Source organism: Phytoactinopolyspora endophytica (genome assembly GCF_004138495.1).
Lineage (GTDB): Bacteria > Actinomycetota > Actinomycetes > Jiangellales > Jiangellaceae > Phytoactinopolyspora > Phytoactinopolyspora endophytica.
Map to the genome: position 1 here is coordinate 152499 of NZ_ML142853.1, position 15217 is coordinate 167715.

The 15217-nt window shown below is 66.5% G+C and carries 15 protein-coding genes and 1 pseudogene; 11 read left to right on the forward strand and 5 right to left on the reverse strand.

Going from position 1 to position 15217, the window contains the following annotated elements; translation table 11 throughout:
- A partial coding sequence (locus ELR45_RS35015; RefSeq protein WP_240759487.1) for an Lhr family helicase occupies positions 1–882 on the forward strand: 882 nt, incomplete at its 5' end.
- Positions 883–1603: 721 nt separating this feature from the next.
- Here the strand turns inward: ELR45_RS35015 and ELR45_RS42680 are convergent.
- Positions 1604–2067, reverse strand: a pseudogene (locus ELR45_RS42680) (CGNR zinc finger domain-containing protein).
- 59 nt (positions 2068–2126) lie between these two features.
- Between ELR45_RS42680 and ELR45_RS11540 the strand changes: the two are divergent.
- The gene (locus ELR45_RS11540; RefSeq protein ID WP_129666103.1) at positions 2127–3251 is read left to right on the forward strand and encodes a serine hydrolase domain-containing protein; all 1125 of its coding nucleotides are present in this window, start codon (positions 2127–2129) and stop codon (positions 3249–3251) included.
- Between the two features lie 21 nt (positions 3252–3272).
- Here ELR45_RS11540 and ELR45_RS11545 read toward each other — a convergent pair whose 3' ends face one another.
- Positions 3273–4016: an SDR family oxidoreductase gene (locus ELR45_RS11545; protein WP_129666105.1), complete on the reverse strand. Its 744-nt coding sequence runs from the start codon at positions 4014–4016 to the stop codon at positions 3273–3275.
- Between the two features lie 258 nt (positions 4017–4274).
- Here ELR45_RS11545 and ELR45_RS11550 point away from each other — a divergent pair, with 258 nt between their 5' ends.
- Entirely contained in the window at positions 4275–4706 is a 432-nt protein-coding gene (locus tag ELR45_RS11550) for a Fur family transcriptional regulator (RefSeq protein ID WP_129666107.1), read from the forward strand.
- A gap of 35 nt (positions 4707–4741) precedes the next feature.
- A complete protein-coding gene (gene katG, locus ELR45_RS11555; protein WP_129666109.1) occupies positions 4742–6982 on the forward strand; it encodes a catalase/peroxidase HPI in 2241 nt (746 codons plus the stop codon).
- 89 nt (positions 6983–7071) lie between these two features.
- Here katG and ELR45_RS11560 read toward each other — a convergent pair whose 3' ends face one another.
- On the reverse strand, positions 7072–8427 hold the full coding sequence (locus ELR45_RS11560) for a M1 family metallopeptidase (protein ID WP_165367687.1): 1356 nt from the start codon (positions 8425–8427) through the stop codon (positions 7072–7074).
- A 274-nt stretch (positions 8428–8701) separates the two neighbouring features.
- Between ELR45_RS11560 and ELR45_RS11565 the strand changes: the two genes are divergently transcribed.
- The 7 genes from ELR45_RS11565 to ELR45_RS11595 all read left to right on the forward strand — a co-directional run bounded on the left by ELR45_RS11565 (position 8702) and on the right by ELR45_RS11595 (position 13222).
- Positions 8702–9181, forward strand: a complete 480-nt coding sequence (locus ELR45_RS11565) for a DUF2975 domain-containing protein (RefSeq protein WP_129666113.1) — start codon at positions 8702–8704, stop codon at positions 9179–9181.
- Complete coding sequence (locus tag ELR45_RS11570; protein WP_129666115.1) at positions 9181–9387, forward strand: helix-turn-helix domain-containing protein; 207 nt, start codon at positions 9181–9183, stop codon at positions 9385–9387. The genes ELR45_RS11565 and ELR45_RS11570 overlap by 1 nt, the downstream gene beginning before the upstream one ends.
- Positions 9388–9397: 10 nt before the next feature.
- The gene (locus tag ELR45_RS11575) at positions 9398–10591 is read left to right on the forward strand and encodes an FAD-dependent oxidoreductase (RefSeq protein ID WP_129666118.1); all 1194 of its coding nucleotides are present in this window, start codon (positions 9398–9400) and stop codon (positions 10589–10591) included.
- A gap of 223 nt (positions 10592–10814) precedes the next feature.
- Positions 10815–11759 (forward strand): NAD-dependent epimerase/dehydratase family protein, encoded by a 945-nt coding sequence (locus ELR45_RS11580; RefSeq protein WP_129666555.1) that lies wholly within the window; start codon positions 10815–10817, stop codon positions 11757–11759.
- Between the two features lie 27 nt (positions 11760–11786).
- Positions 11787–12227, forward strand: a complete 441-nt coding sequence (locus ELR45_RS11585) for a YybH family protein (RefSeq protein ID WP_129666120.1) — start codon at positions 11787–11789, stop codon at positions 12225–12227.
- An 84-nt stretch (positions 12228–12311) separates the two neighbouring features.
- Positions 12312–12641: a hypothetical protein gene (locus ELR45_RS11590; RefSeq protein ID WP_129666122.1), complete on the forward strand. Its 330-nt coding sequence runs from the start codon at positions 12312–12314 to the stop codon at positions 12639–12641.
- A complete protein-coding gene (locus ELR45_RS11595) occupies positions 12641–13222 on the forward strand; it encodes a carboxymuconolactone decarboxylase family protein (protein WP_129666124.1) in 582 nt (193 codons plus the stop codon). The genes ELR45_RS11590 and ELR45_RS11595 overlap by 1 nt, the downstream gene beginning before the upstream one ends.
- Positions 13223–13232: 10 nt before the next feature.
- Here the strand turns inward: ELR45_RS11595 and ELR45_RS11600 are convergent, their stop codons facing one another.
- Together ELR45_RS11600 and ELR45_RS11605 are read right to left on the reverse strand one after the other, a co-directional pair.
- On the reverse strand, positions 13233–14156 hold the full coding sequence (locus ELR45_RS11600) for an RNA polymerase sigma-70 factor (protein ID WP_129666126.1): 924 nt from the start codon (positions 14154–14156) through the stop codon (positions 13233–13235).
- Between the two features lie 27 nt (positions 14157–14183).
- On the reverse strand, positions 14184–15188 hold the full coding sequence (locus ELR45_RS11605; RefSeq protein WP_129666128.1) for an NAD-dependent epimerase/dehydratase family protein: 1005 nt from the start codon (positions 15186–15188) through the stop codon (positions 14184–14186).
- Between the last annotated feature and the right edge of the window lie 29 nt (positions 15189–15217).

Below are 15217 nucleotides of genomic sequence, written 5' to 3' on the forward strand. Positions count from 1 at the left end.
GGTCTGATCACCAATGACACGCTGGCACCGCTGCGTGCACAACTCTCCGGAACCAGAGGCAGCCATCGCTCACGGCCCGCGCCCACCCGTTCCCGGCACCGGCGCAGCAGAGCCGCGGGACCGGTTAGATCCGGGCCACCGACGGCAGCCGGGCGCTGGTCTCTGCTGCCGGAACGAGACCTGGATCCGACGCGCCGGGCACACGCCGCCGCCGAGACGCTGCTGGACCGGCACGGCATCGTCACGCGGGGCGCCGTCGTCGCCGAGAGGGTTCCGGGCGGTTACGCCGCCGCGTACAAGGTGCTCAAGGCGTTCGAAGAGTCCGGCCGGGCGCGTCGCGGGTACTTCGTCGCCGGGCTCGGTGCAGCACAGTTCTCCACCATCGGCGCGGTCGACCGGCTGCGCACCTTCGCCGACGCCCACGCCGAAGCAGGTGCCGATCACCACCACACGGGCCGCCCTCGTACGGCAACACGACGCGACCAGGCTCGGGCCGGCGCAGGGACCGTCGTGCTGGCCGCGACCGATCCCGCCAACCCATACGGCGCTGCGTTGCCTTGGCCAGACCGTCCCGACATCGAGTTTGCCGGCGAATCCGGCCATCGACCCGGCCGCAAGGCGGGCGCACTCGTCGTCCTGGTGAACGGCGAACTCACCCTGTACGTCGAGCGGGGTGGCCGGACCCTGCTGTCGTGGACCGACCACGCCGACACGTTGCGAGAAGCAGCACACGCCCTGGCTGACGCCGTCCGCGCGGGAGCCGTAGGCGCCCTCCGCGTCGAACGCGCCGACGGCGAGCAGATCACGTCCACACCGCTCGGCGAAGCCCTCACCGCCGCCGGCTTCTACGCCACCCCACGTGGCCTCCGCCTCCGCAGCTGACCCGTTGACCAGCCTGACACGCTCGTGAGCCACCTGGTCACTTAAAGAACCAACTGGTCACTATTGTGAGCAGGCCCGGATGCCGATGAGCGTCGAGCTTTCACCACGGGCGCAACCACCTGCGCCGCCTCGGGCACGATTGATCAAGCAGTACGCCCCCGGCACCTGATGCCGGGGGCGTACCAGTTTGAAGATTGGTGGCTAAACCGCCAACTACCTTGACTGTGAGCCAGGGGCTCAGATCAAGTGCGCAGCTATGAGCCAGAGGCTCAGACCGCACTTCTATCTACGATAGCTCTCATCCTACGAAGGCTTGCCAAAGGCGTCGTCTACCGGTAGCGGTGTGGCGGCGCCCGACGCGCCACATCAGGGGTGCGGAACCGGTGCGTTCAGCATCCGGACCAGCCGGGACAGGTGAATCGTCATCACGCTTCGAGGAGACGCAGGATCGTCGTCACGACTCGCTCAGCGGCATCGCCGTGCGCTTCACGGTCAGCAGCGTGCTGGTGCGCACTCTCACGCGCCGCGAGCGAAGGGGTCGGCGAGTCGATCGAGTGCAGTTCGTTCGGACCGTCGTCGTTTGAATCCAGCAGCAGTACCGTCGAGCGCGGTGACCCTCATCCTTAGGCGACCAGATCACCACATCTGGTGCGACCAGATCACCACAGATGGCACGACCAGATGACCGTTGATCTCCCATCTCTTGCATACTGCCGGCGATCTAGCGATCGAGTTTGGCCCGAGCTCGATGCCGGCGGACCGCGGCCCGATTCGCACAACGGACGGAACAATACTGCTGAGGCCCGTTGCGGGTGATGTCAACGACGGGTCTCCCTGGGCTTGTCATGCCGCGCATCGCCCGAGGCGATGCATGCCGCGGGTGGTGAGGTGGAGCGCCGTGCCGACGCTGGTGATCGCGAGTAGCACGTCGGGCATCGACTGATCATCGTCTCGATAATGCAGATGCCATCCCTCGTCGTTGTGGTCAGTCAGCCGCGGATAGGCGGTGGCGGCAGCCATGTGGGCATTCAACAGCCGTGCTCGTTGCTGCGGGTCGGTGGTGTCGACGAGGGTGAGCCTGTCGTCCGCCCGGGGTCTCTCCGCGTGCCGACGTCGTCCACCTGGACCCACGTCGCGTAGTCGGTCGAGCCAGCAACCTCGGGAGAACCAAGGGTGTTCCCCGATGTGTCCGTCGCCCTTCTTCGGTCAGGCTTGCTCTGGACGAACTGCTACAGGAGGTTGGGATGAAGCGAGCGCCACGGGCGCTGCGGGCGCTGGTGACCACGACGACAGCGTTGGCGGTGATTGCGGCGCCGGCCGCAGCCACTGCAGCGCCGGAGGAAGCGGATCGCGCCGGGCTGCAGAGACGGCTGGATGACGTCGTCGCCACCGGTGCGGTGGGCGTGCTCGCGGAGGTGCGTGACGAGCATGGTGTGTGGCGGGGCACCAGCGGTGTCGCCGAACTGGGTAAGACACGGGAGGTCCCGACCCGCGGCCGGTTCCGTGCGGGCAGCATCACGAAGACGTTCGTCGCTACCGTCGCCCTGCAGCTCGTCGACGAGGGTCGGCTGCGGCTGGAGGACACGGTCGAAGCGTGGCTGCCCGGAGTCGTCCCGGACGGTGACCGCATTACGGTGCGCCAGCTGCTCAACCACACCAGCGGGTTGTACGACTACAAGGACACCCTGACGGTGCCGCCCAAGCCGGAATTCCTGGACAACCGGTGGCGGACCTGGACCTCGACCGAGCTGGTTCGGCGCGCACTGGCCAACCCGCCGACGTTCGAGCCGCCGGGCTCGGCCTACGCGTACTCGAACACCGGCTACCTTCTACTCGGCCAGATCGTCGAGGAGGCGACCGACCGGTCCTACGGCGAGCAGATCGAGCGCCGGATCATCCGACCCCTACGGTTGCGCGGCACCTCGCTGCCGGGCACGTTCCCGCTGATTCCCGGGCCGCATCCGCACGGCTACGTGCCGATACAGCAGGACGGTGAGATGGACCTCGTCGACTTCACCGTGATGAATCCGTCGCTCTTCGGCGCAGGTGGCGAGATGATCTCTACGACGACGGACCTCAACCGGTTCGTCGCCGCACTGCTCGGCGGGCGCCTCCTGCCGATTGATCTGCTCGAGGAGATGCGGACTCCGGGTGTCGAGGATGGGATGTACGGGCTCGGGCTGGCCTGGCGGGACACCTCGTGCGGGGTTCGCGTCTACGGCAACGACGGCGATGCCCTGGCGTATCAGTCCTGGTCGTACTCCACGCCGGACCGTAGCCGCCAGGTGACGGTCGCGCTCACGCCCGACTTCCGCGGTGACCCCGACGACGCCGTCGACGCGTTCCTGGACAAGGCCTTCTGCGGCTGACCAGTCGTGGTTGTGCGGCGGTCACCACGCAACGGGGCCAAGCCGATCGATGAAGATCCCGGTCGGTCCGTCGGCGTCGCTCATCGCCAGTTCGACGATCGAGTCGGTGCCCTCGGTGACCGTCAGCTCGCCGGTGTGGTTGTTCATGTCGGTGGCAACGCTTTTGCGGTTTGCGATCTCTCCAGGGGCCACGATATTAAATTTGATCTTCGGGAGCGCCTGAGCGTACCGGACGGTGATCATGTTCAGAGCCGCCTTCGATGAGCTGTAGGCGAGCTCGTGGATCTTCGAGAAAGGCTGCTCTGGGTCGGTCACGACCGCGAAGGAGCCGCCACCGCTGGACACCATCACCACCCGTGGATGGTCCGCCGCCTGCAGCAACGGAAGGAACGCACGCGTGACCCTGATCGGTCCGTACACGTTGGTGTGGTAGACGGAATGAATTTCGTCAACCGTCGCGTCTGCAGGCGCTACAACGTTTCCGGTCGCGCCGGCGTTGTTGATCAACACGTCCAGCCGGTCGGTGTGCTCCCGAACGAGCCGTACAGCGCCGGTCACCGACTCGTCCGAGGTCACGTCCAGCGGGACCATGACCACGCTCGCGCCACCGTCAGTCAGCTTGTCGGCAGCTTCCCGTCCTCGACCTACATCACGCGAGCCGAGAAAGATCGTCCAGCCCTGTTCCCCGAGCCGGCGGGCTGCCTCAAAACCAAGTCCTTTGTTGCCTCCGGTGATCAACACCGAGGTCTGCTCCGAGTTCGTCATGCACTCTAAGACGACACACCCCCCTCGGCTGTGACACGGCTTGAGCGACGACACAACCGGGGACCTGTTGTCTCTTCTAGGCGCCCGCGGCGCCAGACGCGAGTTGATCGCGGGTGAGCTTGATGTCGACGGCCGGTAGGGCGGCGTCGAACTGCTCCAGCGTCAACCGCGGATCCCGCCGCAGACTGACGTCATCGGTGCGGCCGCTTCGACATCCTATTCTTGAATGATTCCAGAAAATGAGGCAGACTCCGGAGTGTGCCGACGACCTCAGACTTCGAGAGCATGTTGCGCGGGGTTGCTCTGCGTGTGACGCGTCCTCGGGTGGCGGTGCTGTCCGCGGTGCACGACCATCCGCACGCCGACACGGACTCGATCATCGGTGTCGTGCGTGAGGACCTCGGTGACGTATCCCACCAGGCCGTCTACGACGTGCTGCGTGCGCTGACGACTGCGGGGCTGGTGCGGCGTATTCAGCCGATGGGCTCCGTGGCCCGCTATGAGGCACGGGTCGGAGACAACCACCACCACCTCGTGTGCCGGTCGTGCGATGCCGTCGTCGATGTCGATTGCGCCGTTGGCACGGTGCCCTGCTTGACCGCGTCCGACGACCACGGCTTCACGATCGACGAGGCCGAGGTCATCTACTGGGGCCTGTGCCCCGAATGTTCAAGCGCACACAACTCCTGATCACCTGGCCCGCCCCATACCCCGGAAGGATGTTCATGCCCGAGAGCCACGATGCAACCGTCGAAGCCCCGAACACAGAAAGCGGAGGTGGTTGCCCGGTCGCGCACGGCCGCGCCCCACACCCGACTCAGGGCGGCGGAAACCGCCAGTGGTGGCCGAACCAGCTCAACCTGAAGATCCTCGCCAAGAACCCCGCGGTGGCCAACCCCCTCGGCGAGGAGTTCAACTACGCCGAGGCATTCAAGACCCTCGATCTCGCGGCCGTGAAGCAGGACATCGCGGAGGTGCTGACCACCTCGCAGGACTGGTGGCCGGCCGACTTCGGCCACTACGGCCCCTTCATCATCCGGATGGCGTGGCACAGCGCGGGCACCTACCGCATCAGCGACGGCCGTGGCGGCGCCGGGGCCGGCCAGCAGCGCTTCGCTCCCCTCAACAGCTGGCCGGACAACGGCAACCTCGACAAGGCTCGCCGGCTGCTGTGGCCGGTGAAGAAGAAGTACGGCCAGAGCCTCTCGTGGGCCGACCTGATGATCCTCGCCGGCAACGTCGCCCTGGAGTCGATGGGTTTCAAGACCTTCGGCTTCGCCGGTGGCCGTGAGGACGTCTGGGAGCCTGACGAGGACGTCTATTGGGGCCCCGAGACCACCTGGCTCGGCGACGAGCGCTACACCGGCGACCGCGAGCTGGAGAATTCCCTCGGCGCGGTCCAGATGGGCCTCATCTACGTCAACCCGGAGGGCCCCAACGGCAACCCGGACCCGATCGCCGCTGCCCGCGACATCCGCGAGACGTTCGGCCGGATGGCGATGAACGACGAGGAGACGGTCGCCCTGATCGCCGGTGGCCACACGTTCGGCAAGACCCACGGCGCGGCCCCCGACACCCACCTGGGTGCCGAGCCCGAGGCCGCACCGCTGGAGGAGCAGGGCCTCGGCTGGAAGAACAGCCACGGCACCGGCAAGGGCCGGGACGCGATCACCAGCGGTCTCGAGGTCACCTGGACGGCGACCCCGACGACGTGGAGCAACAGCTTCTTCGAGAACCTGTTCGGCTACGAGTGGGAGCTGACGCAGAGCCCCGGCGGTGCCCACCAGTGGCAGCCGAAGGACGGCGCCGGGGCGAACACGGTGCCGGACCCCGAGGACGGCTCGCTTTCGCGTCCCCCGACGATGTTGACCACCGATCTCTCGCTCCGGCACGACCCGATCTACGAGCCGATCTCGCGGCGGTTCAAGGACAACCCAGACGAGTTCGCGGACGCGTTCGCCCGGGCCTGGTACAAGCTGACCCACCGGGACATGGGCCCCAAGGTGCTCCACCTCGGCCCGGAGGTCCCGGAGGAAACCTTGCTGTGGCAGGACCCCCTCCCGGAGGTGACGCACGAGTCCATCGGCGCTGAGGACATCGCCACCCTCAAGAGCCAGATCCTCACCTCCGGCCTGTCGGTATCCCAGCTGGTCTCCACCGCGTGGGCGTCGGCCTCGTCGTTCCGTGGCAGCGACAAGCGCGGCGGTGCCAACGGCGCCCGCATCCGCCTTGACCCCCAGCGCGAGTGGGAAGTCAACGATCCCGACACCCTGGCGACGGTGCTACGCACGCTGGAGGGGATCCAGGAGACCTTCAACGCCGCCCAGACCGGTGGCAAGCGGGTGTCGCTGGCCGACCTGATCGTGCTCGGTGGGTGCGCGGCCGTCGAGCAAGCGGCCAAGGCCGCGGGATACGACGTCGACGTACCGTTCACGCCGGGACGCGTGGATGCGTCGCAGGAGCAGACCGATGTGGATTCCTTCACGGCGCTCGAGCCCAAGGCAGACGGGTTCCGCAACTACCTCGGCAAGGGCAACCGGCTGCCGGCGGAGTATCTCCTACTCGACCGGGCGAACCTGCTGACTCTGAGCACACCCGAGATGATGGTCCTCGTCGGTGGTCTGCGTGTCCTTGGCGCGAACTTCAAGCAGTCGTCGCTCGGCGTCTTCACCGAGACCCCCGGGTCGCTGACCAACGACTTCTTCGCAAACCTGCTCGACATGGGGATTGTCTGGAAGCCGACGGCAGGGTCGGGTTCGGACGCGGAGACATTCGAAGGTAGCGACGTCGCCACCGGCCAGGTCAAGTGGACCGGCAGCCGCGTCGACCTCGTCTTCGGTTCGAACTCCGAGTTGCGCGCAGTCGCGGAGGTCTACGCGAGCGACGACGCGCAGGAGAAGTTCGTACACGACTTCGTGGCCGCATGGGACAAGGTCATGAACCTCGATCGGTTCGACCTCGTCTGATTCGATTCTGATGGTCCGGGTCGGCCGTGCGTCGGCCGACCCGGCCGTTCCTGGACGGCGCCGCCCACGAGCGGTCGGGAACACGACAGTTAGGGCTTCAGCGCGCCGGGCCAGAGGTATTCGTCCGGGGGCACCGTCCCGCCGTGGAACCATGCCTGGAAGAAGCCAGTGAGGTCCTGGCCGGCGATCTTCTCCGCGAACGCTTCGAACTGCGGCCAGTCGACGTAGTCGCCACGGCGCTGCTGGGGCCACTGCTTGATCAGGCGGTGGAACGCCTCCTCGCCGATCTGCAGGCGGAGTGCGTGCAGGGCGAGCGGCCCCTTGCTGTACAGGCCGATCCCCGGTGTCTGGCCAGGACTGTAAAGTTCCGCCCAGAAGTCGGCGTCGTCTGTGTTGGCGTTGACCTGCTCGCGGTAGCGGGCGTCGAGGTCGGCTCCGGCCTTGGCTTCGTCCCATAGCCAGGTGGCGTAGACGGCGAAGCACTCGGATAAGCAGTTGTCCTCCGACCGGCGGGGCGCGGCCGAGATCCCGTACCACTGGTGAGCCTGCTCGTGGACGACCATGTCGAGGGTCATGTACTGCGTGTTTCCGGCGCCCAGGTACACCGGACGGGTCTGCGGCGCGGTCCCGGGCGCCTCATTGTTCACGTGGACGAATACGTTGCCGGCCGCCCGGAAGGGATAGGGGCCGAACCTCTCGGAGAGGAAATCGAGAATCTCCGGCAACCGGCCCGCTAGCGGCTTGGTCGTCCCCTGCAGCTCCGGCGCGTACGCGTTGACCACCGGAGTTCCATCGGCCAAAGCCGACCGTTCGATCGTGAACCGGTCGATGGACACGGCGATGTGGGCGGGGTCGACGTCCGGCTCCGACCAACGGAACGTGGTGGTGGCGGCCTCGCGCCGCACCGGGCCCTCCCGGCCGATCGAGACGACGCCCCAGCCGGCCTGCACCGTCGCTGTCAGGTGGAACGCCGCCTTGTCAAGAGCGTCCTCATGGACCGGGAACCACGCGCTGGAATCTCCCATGAAGGCAGTAGCCCCGCCCGACGCGGTGGGTAACCATCCGCCAGCGGGCGAGCCGTCATACTCTACCCGCACCTGGAACTTCTCGCCGCGTCTGATCGTCGTCGCTGGAACGATGGTGAGATCCTTGGCACCGCTCCGGGAGAAGGACTCCACCTCTTCCGTATCCACGGTTACCGAGCGGACTTCCAACTCGTCACTGAGGTGAAGGGTGAAGCCGTCCAGCGTCTGCGTGGCGGTGGCGTTCACCACCGTGGTTCCTCGTAGCCACCGGGTGCTCGGCCGGTAGCTCACGGTGATGTCGTACGTCGCGACGTCGAAGCGCCCTTCAGCCACTGTGCCCGGATTCGACGCCGCGCCGGCATGAGGCGAGCCGACGCCGCCGAGGCTCGTGCCGGCCCCCACCAGCATGCTGGCCAGCACGGCCGCGACCATCGACGCCGCGCGCGCTCCGCGCCGTATAGAACCGCGGCGCAAGCTCCGTCGATGTCGTGGTTCGACGCCCGCACGGTTACCGACATGTCTACTCAGAATGAGATCCATGAATGACACCATCGGCGGACGATGTCCAACCGGCGTCCGCGTGGTGTCGCAGTTCTGTCGCAACTGCTCGTCCGGGCTCGACGAGACGCGACACAGCCACGAGATTCAACCTAAATCTATTGACAATCGATCGATAACTAGCGAGAGTCGATGTATGACAAGGTTGCATCGGACGGTTGGTCTGCTCCGAATCCTGCTGGTCGTGCTGTTCACCGGCCTGGTGGTGGCTCAGGTCGTCGTCATGCCCGAGACACTGGCCGACATGGCGGCAGACGAGCCGGATCTGGCATCGCTGCGGGGGCCGCTGCTGGCGTTCTCGATCACCGAGTTGCTGTGCATCCAGGTGGTGATCGTATGCACTTGGAAGCTGCTCAGCATGGTCAAGGCTGACAGGATCTTCAAGGAGGAAGCGTTCGGTTGGGTGAACGCGATCCTGTGGGCCGTGTCGATTGCCTGGGTGCTGCTTCTCGGCATGTTCATCTATCTCACCATCCAGGTAGAAGATCCCGGTCTGCCGGTGCTCCTGTTCGGGGTGGTCCTGGCCGCAGGCGTCCTGGTGTTGCTGATGGTGGTGATGCGCGCGCTGCTTCGACAGGCCACGGCTCTGCGCAGCGACATGGAAGGTGTCATCTGATGCCGATTGTGGTGCGCCTCGACGTAGAACTCGCCAAGCGCAAGATGAGCGTCGGGGAGTTCGCCGAGCGCGTCGGGCTCACACCGGCGAACGTGGCGGTGCTGAAGAACGGCCGCGCCAAAGCCATCCGGTTCAGCACTCTGGAGGCAATGTGCCGGACACTGGACTGCCAGCCCGGTGACCTGCTCGAATGGGTCGAGGACTGAGCCGGACGACATGCCAGACTTCACCTCTCCCTCTCCCCTGCCCTCTCCCCTGCCCTCTCCCTCGCCCGCGGCCGCGGCCGCACCGCGCCGACGCTTGAACGCCGACGTCCTGGTGGTCGGCGCTGGACTGGCGGGGCTACGCACGGCCACACTGCTCGCCGAACGTGGGCACGACGTCCTGCTCGCCGAACGGCGGTCTACGCTCACCGGCGCCATCCGCACCACCGGGATCTTCGTCCGTCGAACACTCGACGATTTCACGTTGCCTGCTGACTGCCTCGGCCCGCCGATCCGACATGTGGCGCTTTACCCGCCGACGCTGCGCCGACCCGTGACCCTCGTTAGTGCGCGCGACGAGTATCGGGTCGCTGACATGGCCTCGCTGTACACGGCGACCGCGCGCACCGCAACCGATGCCGGCGTGCGGATAGCGCTGGGCACTCGCTATGCCGGCCGGCAGTCCGGGGCCTTCCTCCTGATGGATCGAAACGGGCCGGTCAGCGTGCCAGCTCGGTTCGTCGTCGGCGCCGACGGTGCCCGCTCACAGGTGGCCCGGGACCTGGGGTTGGATCGCAACCGACACCTACTCGTCGGCGGCGAGGAGGTCTTCCCGATCCCCCGGCACGACGAGCCACCGACATTCCATTGCGTGATCGATCCGTCGCTCGCGCCCGGTTATCTGGCGTGGGTGGTCAACGACGGGCAGCACGCCCACGTCGGCGTCGCCGGCTATGCTCGCCGCTTCCCCGACGGTCTTCGGCGGGCTTTGGACCGGTTCAGCGGCTCAGCGCCCGGGCTGCACGGCCTCAGCCGCCCCGACGAGGTGGAGCGGCGTGGCGGCCCGATCCCCGTCGGCGGGGTGCTGGGCCGGATCAGCAGCGTCGACGGGCTCCTCGTGGGTGATGCCGCAGGCGCCGTCTCCCCGCTCACCGCGGGTGGGCTCGATCCTTGTCTACGCCTGTCGGACCATGCGGCCGAGGTCCTCGACGAGGCGCTGCGGTCCGGCAGAGCGGATGCCTTGGCCCACTACAACGGAGCGGCCCTGCGCCGGCGGTTCCGAGGACGGTTGGCATTGCGCCGAGGGCTGGCCCAGGTGCGCACGCCCCCGGTGGCCACAGCCGCATTCACGCTGCTGCGCACACCGCTCGGCCGACACGCGGCCCGTCGCATCCTCTTCGGCGACGCGTCGTTCCCCTCCCCCTAACCCGTCGTGTACCTCGAATCAGGACCGATTTCTCTCGCTGCCCACCGTTCAGCGCGTCGGCGACTCGACTCGAGTGCGGTGGTGAAAGTCATTGGCCGAGAGGCGGCCGAAGCCGAGCCGGAACACCTCTCCGCTGGCCGGTGTCGTCGCCGCTACCTTGTTGCCTCCCGGGGATGTAACAGAAAACAGGGCTGTCTCGTCGACAGGTGTGAGAGCCAAATTTCTGGAACCGGAAGGTGACGATCATGCGGGTTTCGTGGCGGGCGGGACTGGGGTGGTAGGGCGGCATCTGGTGCCACAGCTGGTGGCTCGGGGTCATGAGGTGACGGCTACCGCGACAAGCCCGGGAAGGTTGGGCTTGCTGAGGCAGATGGGCGCCGAGGCGGTTGTGATGGACGGGCTGGATGCGTCGTCGGTCGACGAGGCGGTGACGAAGGCCCGTCCGGACGCTATCGCGCACGAGATGACAGCCATCGGCGCCAAAGCCGACATGAAGCACATGGACCGGTGGTTCGCTACCACCAATCGGCTGCGCACCGAGGGGACGGACCACCTACTGGCCGCCGCCGAGGCGAGTGGGGTGTCCAACGTTGTTGCGCAGAGCTACGCGGGCTGGAACGGCATCCGAGAGGGCGGCTGGGTCAAGACCGAGGACGACCCGGTGGACCTGTGGGAGGGGACGATCGCGCACTCGATTATGGCAGCGGCGCATTACGTCGAGGACGTGGTCGTCAAGGCGGGTGGTGCGGCGCTGCGGTTCGGCTGGCTGTACGGGCCGGGCGCTTCCGACGGCGTCGTCGAGCCCGTGCGCAAGCGGCAGTTCCCCGTCGTCGGGGGCGGCACCGGCCACACGTCGTGGGTGCATCTCCACGACGCGGCGAGCGCGACTGTCCTCGCCGTGGAGCAGCAGGCCAAGGGCGTGTTCAACATCGTTGACGACGAACCGGCCGCCGCCAACGTATGGCTGCCATATCTGGCCGAGGCTGTGGGCGCGAAACCGCCGTTGAAGGTCCCGTCGTGGCTCGCCGGGCCTCTCGCCGGGAACGCGGTGGTGGGACTGATGACCGAGGGGCGTGGCTTCTCCAACGCCAAGGCCAAGCGTGAGCTCGGCTGGCAGTTGCAATACCCCTCGTGGCGCCAGGGGTTCAGAGAAAGCCTGACGTCTTGACGAAATTCCAACGCTGGAGGATCAATCATGGCTACTCAACACGCGACCGACGAAGCGGCCATTCGCCAGCAGGTCGACAATCTGATTGACGGAATTCGTGCCCGGGATCTCGACGGCTTAAAGCCGCTTTACGCCACGGACATCGTGTCATTCGACGTCCAACCGCCGCTGCAGCACGTGGGGGCAGAGGCGAAGATGAAGAATTGGGTAGATGTGTTCACGATCTACGAAGAGCCCCATTATGAGGTTCATGACCTCACGATCACGGTCGACGGTGACGTGGCATTCGCGCACAGCCTCAATCGGCTCAGCGGCAGGTTGACGAACGGGACGACGGCGAGCGGTTTCTGGGTTCGGTTCACAGCGTGCTTCCGGAAGCTCGACGGCAAATGGCTGATCGCACACGATCATGTCTCCCTGCCACTCGACTTCGAAAGCGGCAAGGCCCTGATGGATCTGGAACCCTGACGGCTCAGTGTGTCGTGTTCGGGCCCGCGCCGATCGTCTTGTATGTGAGGGCAGATAGCCGAGCAGGATGGAGGCCGAGGCACCGTGCCGGATGAGGACAAGAAACGAGCAGCGCACCGAGCCCTGGTGGATCGCGTACTGAACGCAGAAGGCAGGGCGTCGCCGGAGCAGCGAGCCCGTGCCTTCAGCAATGACGGTCTTCCCCCGCCGCTGCACACATTGATCGGCAAGGTCGCGACGAATCCGGCACAGGTCACCGACGCGGACTTCGCAGCGGCAACGGCATCGGGGTGCACCGAGGACGAGCTCTTCGAGCTGGTGATATGCGCTGCGGTCGGCCACGCCACCCGCCAGTATGAAGCAGGGCTGGCCGCCCTGGCCGAGGCAACCGTCGACGGCGAGGAGGACGGCTAATGCGCCTTGACATCCTCAACCGCGGTTACAGCCCCGGGACCAAGCTGCTATTTGCGCTCATCCGGCTGTTCTCCAGGCACCCGGTTCCAGACGCCGCCAAGCTGGTCTTCTACCGGCCCGCCTTCTACGGTGCCCAGGCGAAGGAATTCACCCACGAGGCGATGCGAGGACCTTCCGCCTGGCCGGTAGCTGACCGAGAGCTGATGGCGGCCTACGTTTCGAAGGTCAACGAGTCCGCGTTCTGCATCGGCGCACACACCGCCACCGCGGCGCAGGCGTACCAGGACAGCGCGAAAGTTCAAGCGGTGCTGGCCGACCTGGAATCGGCCCCCATCGGGGACGCGCTGCGGGCAACATTGCGGATGCTCGGCGAGCTGACCCGGGAGGGAAAGGTGAGCGCCCAGGACATGCGCGACGTGCTGTCCGCAGGTGTCTCACCCCAGCAGGTCAAGGACGCGCTCGCGGTCTGCGCCGCGTTCAACACGACCGACCGGCTCGCCGACGCCTTCGGCTTCGAAGTGCTCAGCCCCGAGGGCTTCGAGGCAGGAGCCAAATACCTGCTCAAGCGGGGCTACCGATAGGACTGCGGACCTATTGAGGCCGTGTTTGCCGCATCAGCGCGTCCATGTCGGCGAGCGGTCCGAGGTGGCGAAGCTTGTCGGGGTTGATCACGGACCGCACGGTCTGGACGGCGCCGTCGCTCACATCGAGGGCGAGGATGTGGATGAGCGCTCCGTCGGCGTCGACGACGAATGCGCCCGCTTGGCCGTTGATCTCATGCGGCTCGATCCGGCCGCCCACCTGCCGAATGGTCTGACCGATCCCGGCGAGCAGCCGCGCGACGCGGACAGTTCCGCTGATCGGGCGCATCCATTGGGGAGCCTTGCCGCCTCCATCACCGACGACGCTGATATCGGTGGCGAGCACGTTGATGAGGCCGTCGACGTCGCCCTGAGTGATGGCGGCGAGGAAGCGCTGGCTGAGCTTGTCCCGCTCGGACGAAGCGACGTCGAAGCGCGGCTTCTCGGACTCGACGTGGCGTCGAGCGCGAAGCGCTAGCTGACGGCAGTTCAGCGGCGTCTTACCGACGATCTTGGCTATGTCGTCGTAGCTGTAGTCGAAGATGTCGTGCAGCAGATAGACGGCCCGCTCGACAGGATTGAGCCGTTCGAGCAGGAGAAGGAAGGCCATCGACACCGAGTCGGCCAGCTCGGCATGATGGGCGGGATCGTCGTCGGTGAGCAGTGGCTCCGGCAGCCACTGCCCGACGTAGGTTTCGCGGCGTACCCGCGCCGAGCGCAGGTGATCGATGGCCAGCCGAGTGACCACCGCCGACAGATACGCCTTGGGTGACTCGACCACCGAGCCGTCGGTTTGGGCACGCAGATAGCGCACGAAGCCTTCCTGGACGATGTCCTCGGCGTCGCTGACGCTGCCCAGCATCCGATAGGCGATGGAAAACAACAGAGGGGACAGCGAGTCGACAAGCTGAGCTGTCGAGTCGTCATGCGTCATGAGGTTGTCCCTTCATTGCTGATCCATTCATTGCTGCCTGGGCTGTTGAAGTGGGATGTTGCCTGAGCCGTTGTCTGGATCGTGGGTGTCGGTGGGTAGCCGCGCGTCGGTGAGTGCATGCCGGAATCCGTCGCGCCAGCTGCTCCAGGCCGGTCGCCAGTCGAGCTCGCGCTTGGCCTTCTCGTTCGAGGCGCCGCGGGCTTCGGTGGACCACTGCACGGTGGGTGTTCCCGCGAGCAGCCGACCAACCCAAGACGGCACGCGCATCGGCCGCTTGGCGCCGACGCTCGTGGCCAGATGCGGCAGCCAGTCCGCGACCGCGGCTGGGTCGTCGTCGACGATGTTGTAGACACCGGGCTCGCCGCGTTCCAAGGCCGCGACGGTCGCGGCGGCCGCGTCGTCGAGGTGGATCCACGACCAGATGCCGCGCCCGCGACCGATGATGGGGAATTGCCGCTTGCGGATGAGCTCCACCATCGAGTCCGAGGCGCCAGGTCCGTAGAAGTTGCCGTAGCGCAGCACAATGCCATGAAGCGGTGCGTTGGTCACGGCTCTCTCGAGGAACTGGATGGCGGCCATGGACTCTCGCTGGGCTGCGGCTGGTTCCGGGTCGAGCTGGTCGTCTTCGGTCTTGATCGATCCACCCGTGCGAGCATTGTTCCACCCGGTATAGCTCTGGATGATGAACCGGCCGACCCCGGCCGCTCGTGCGGCGGCCAGCAGATGCTCGGTTCCTTCGGTGCGCAGCCGGTTGGTGGTGGCGAACCAGCGGTCGAAGTGTTTCAGGTCCGACTTGCCGCCGAGCGCCGTCATCTGGTGAACGATCGCGTCGGGCTTGGCACGTACGACGGCCTCGCCGACGGCCACACCATCGAGTCCGTCGACCACGACGGGCTCAACTCCGGCGGCACGCAGCGCTCCTGCGCGGTCGGGGTTGCGCACGGTTGCCGTGACCTGGTGGCCACGAGCCGTCAGCTGCGGCACGAGCCGTCTGCCCAGTGCACCGCTTGCTCCTGCTACGAATACACGCATCGGGAATCCCTCTCTTCTGTGGGGATGCG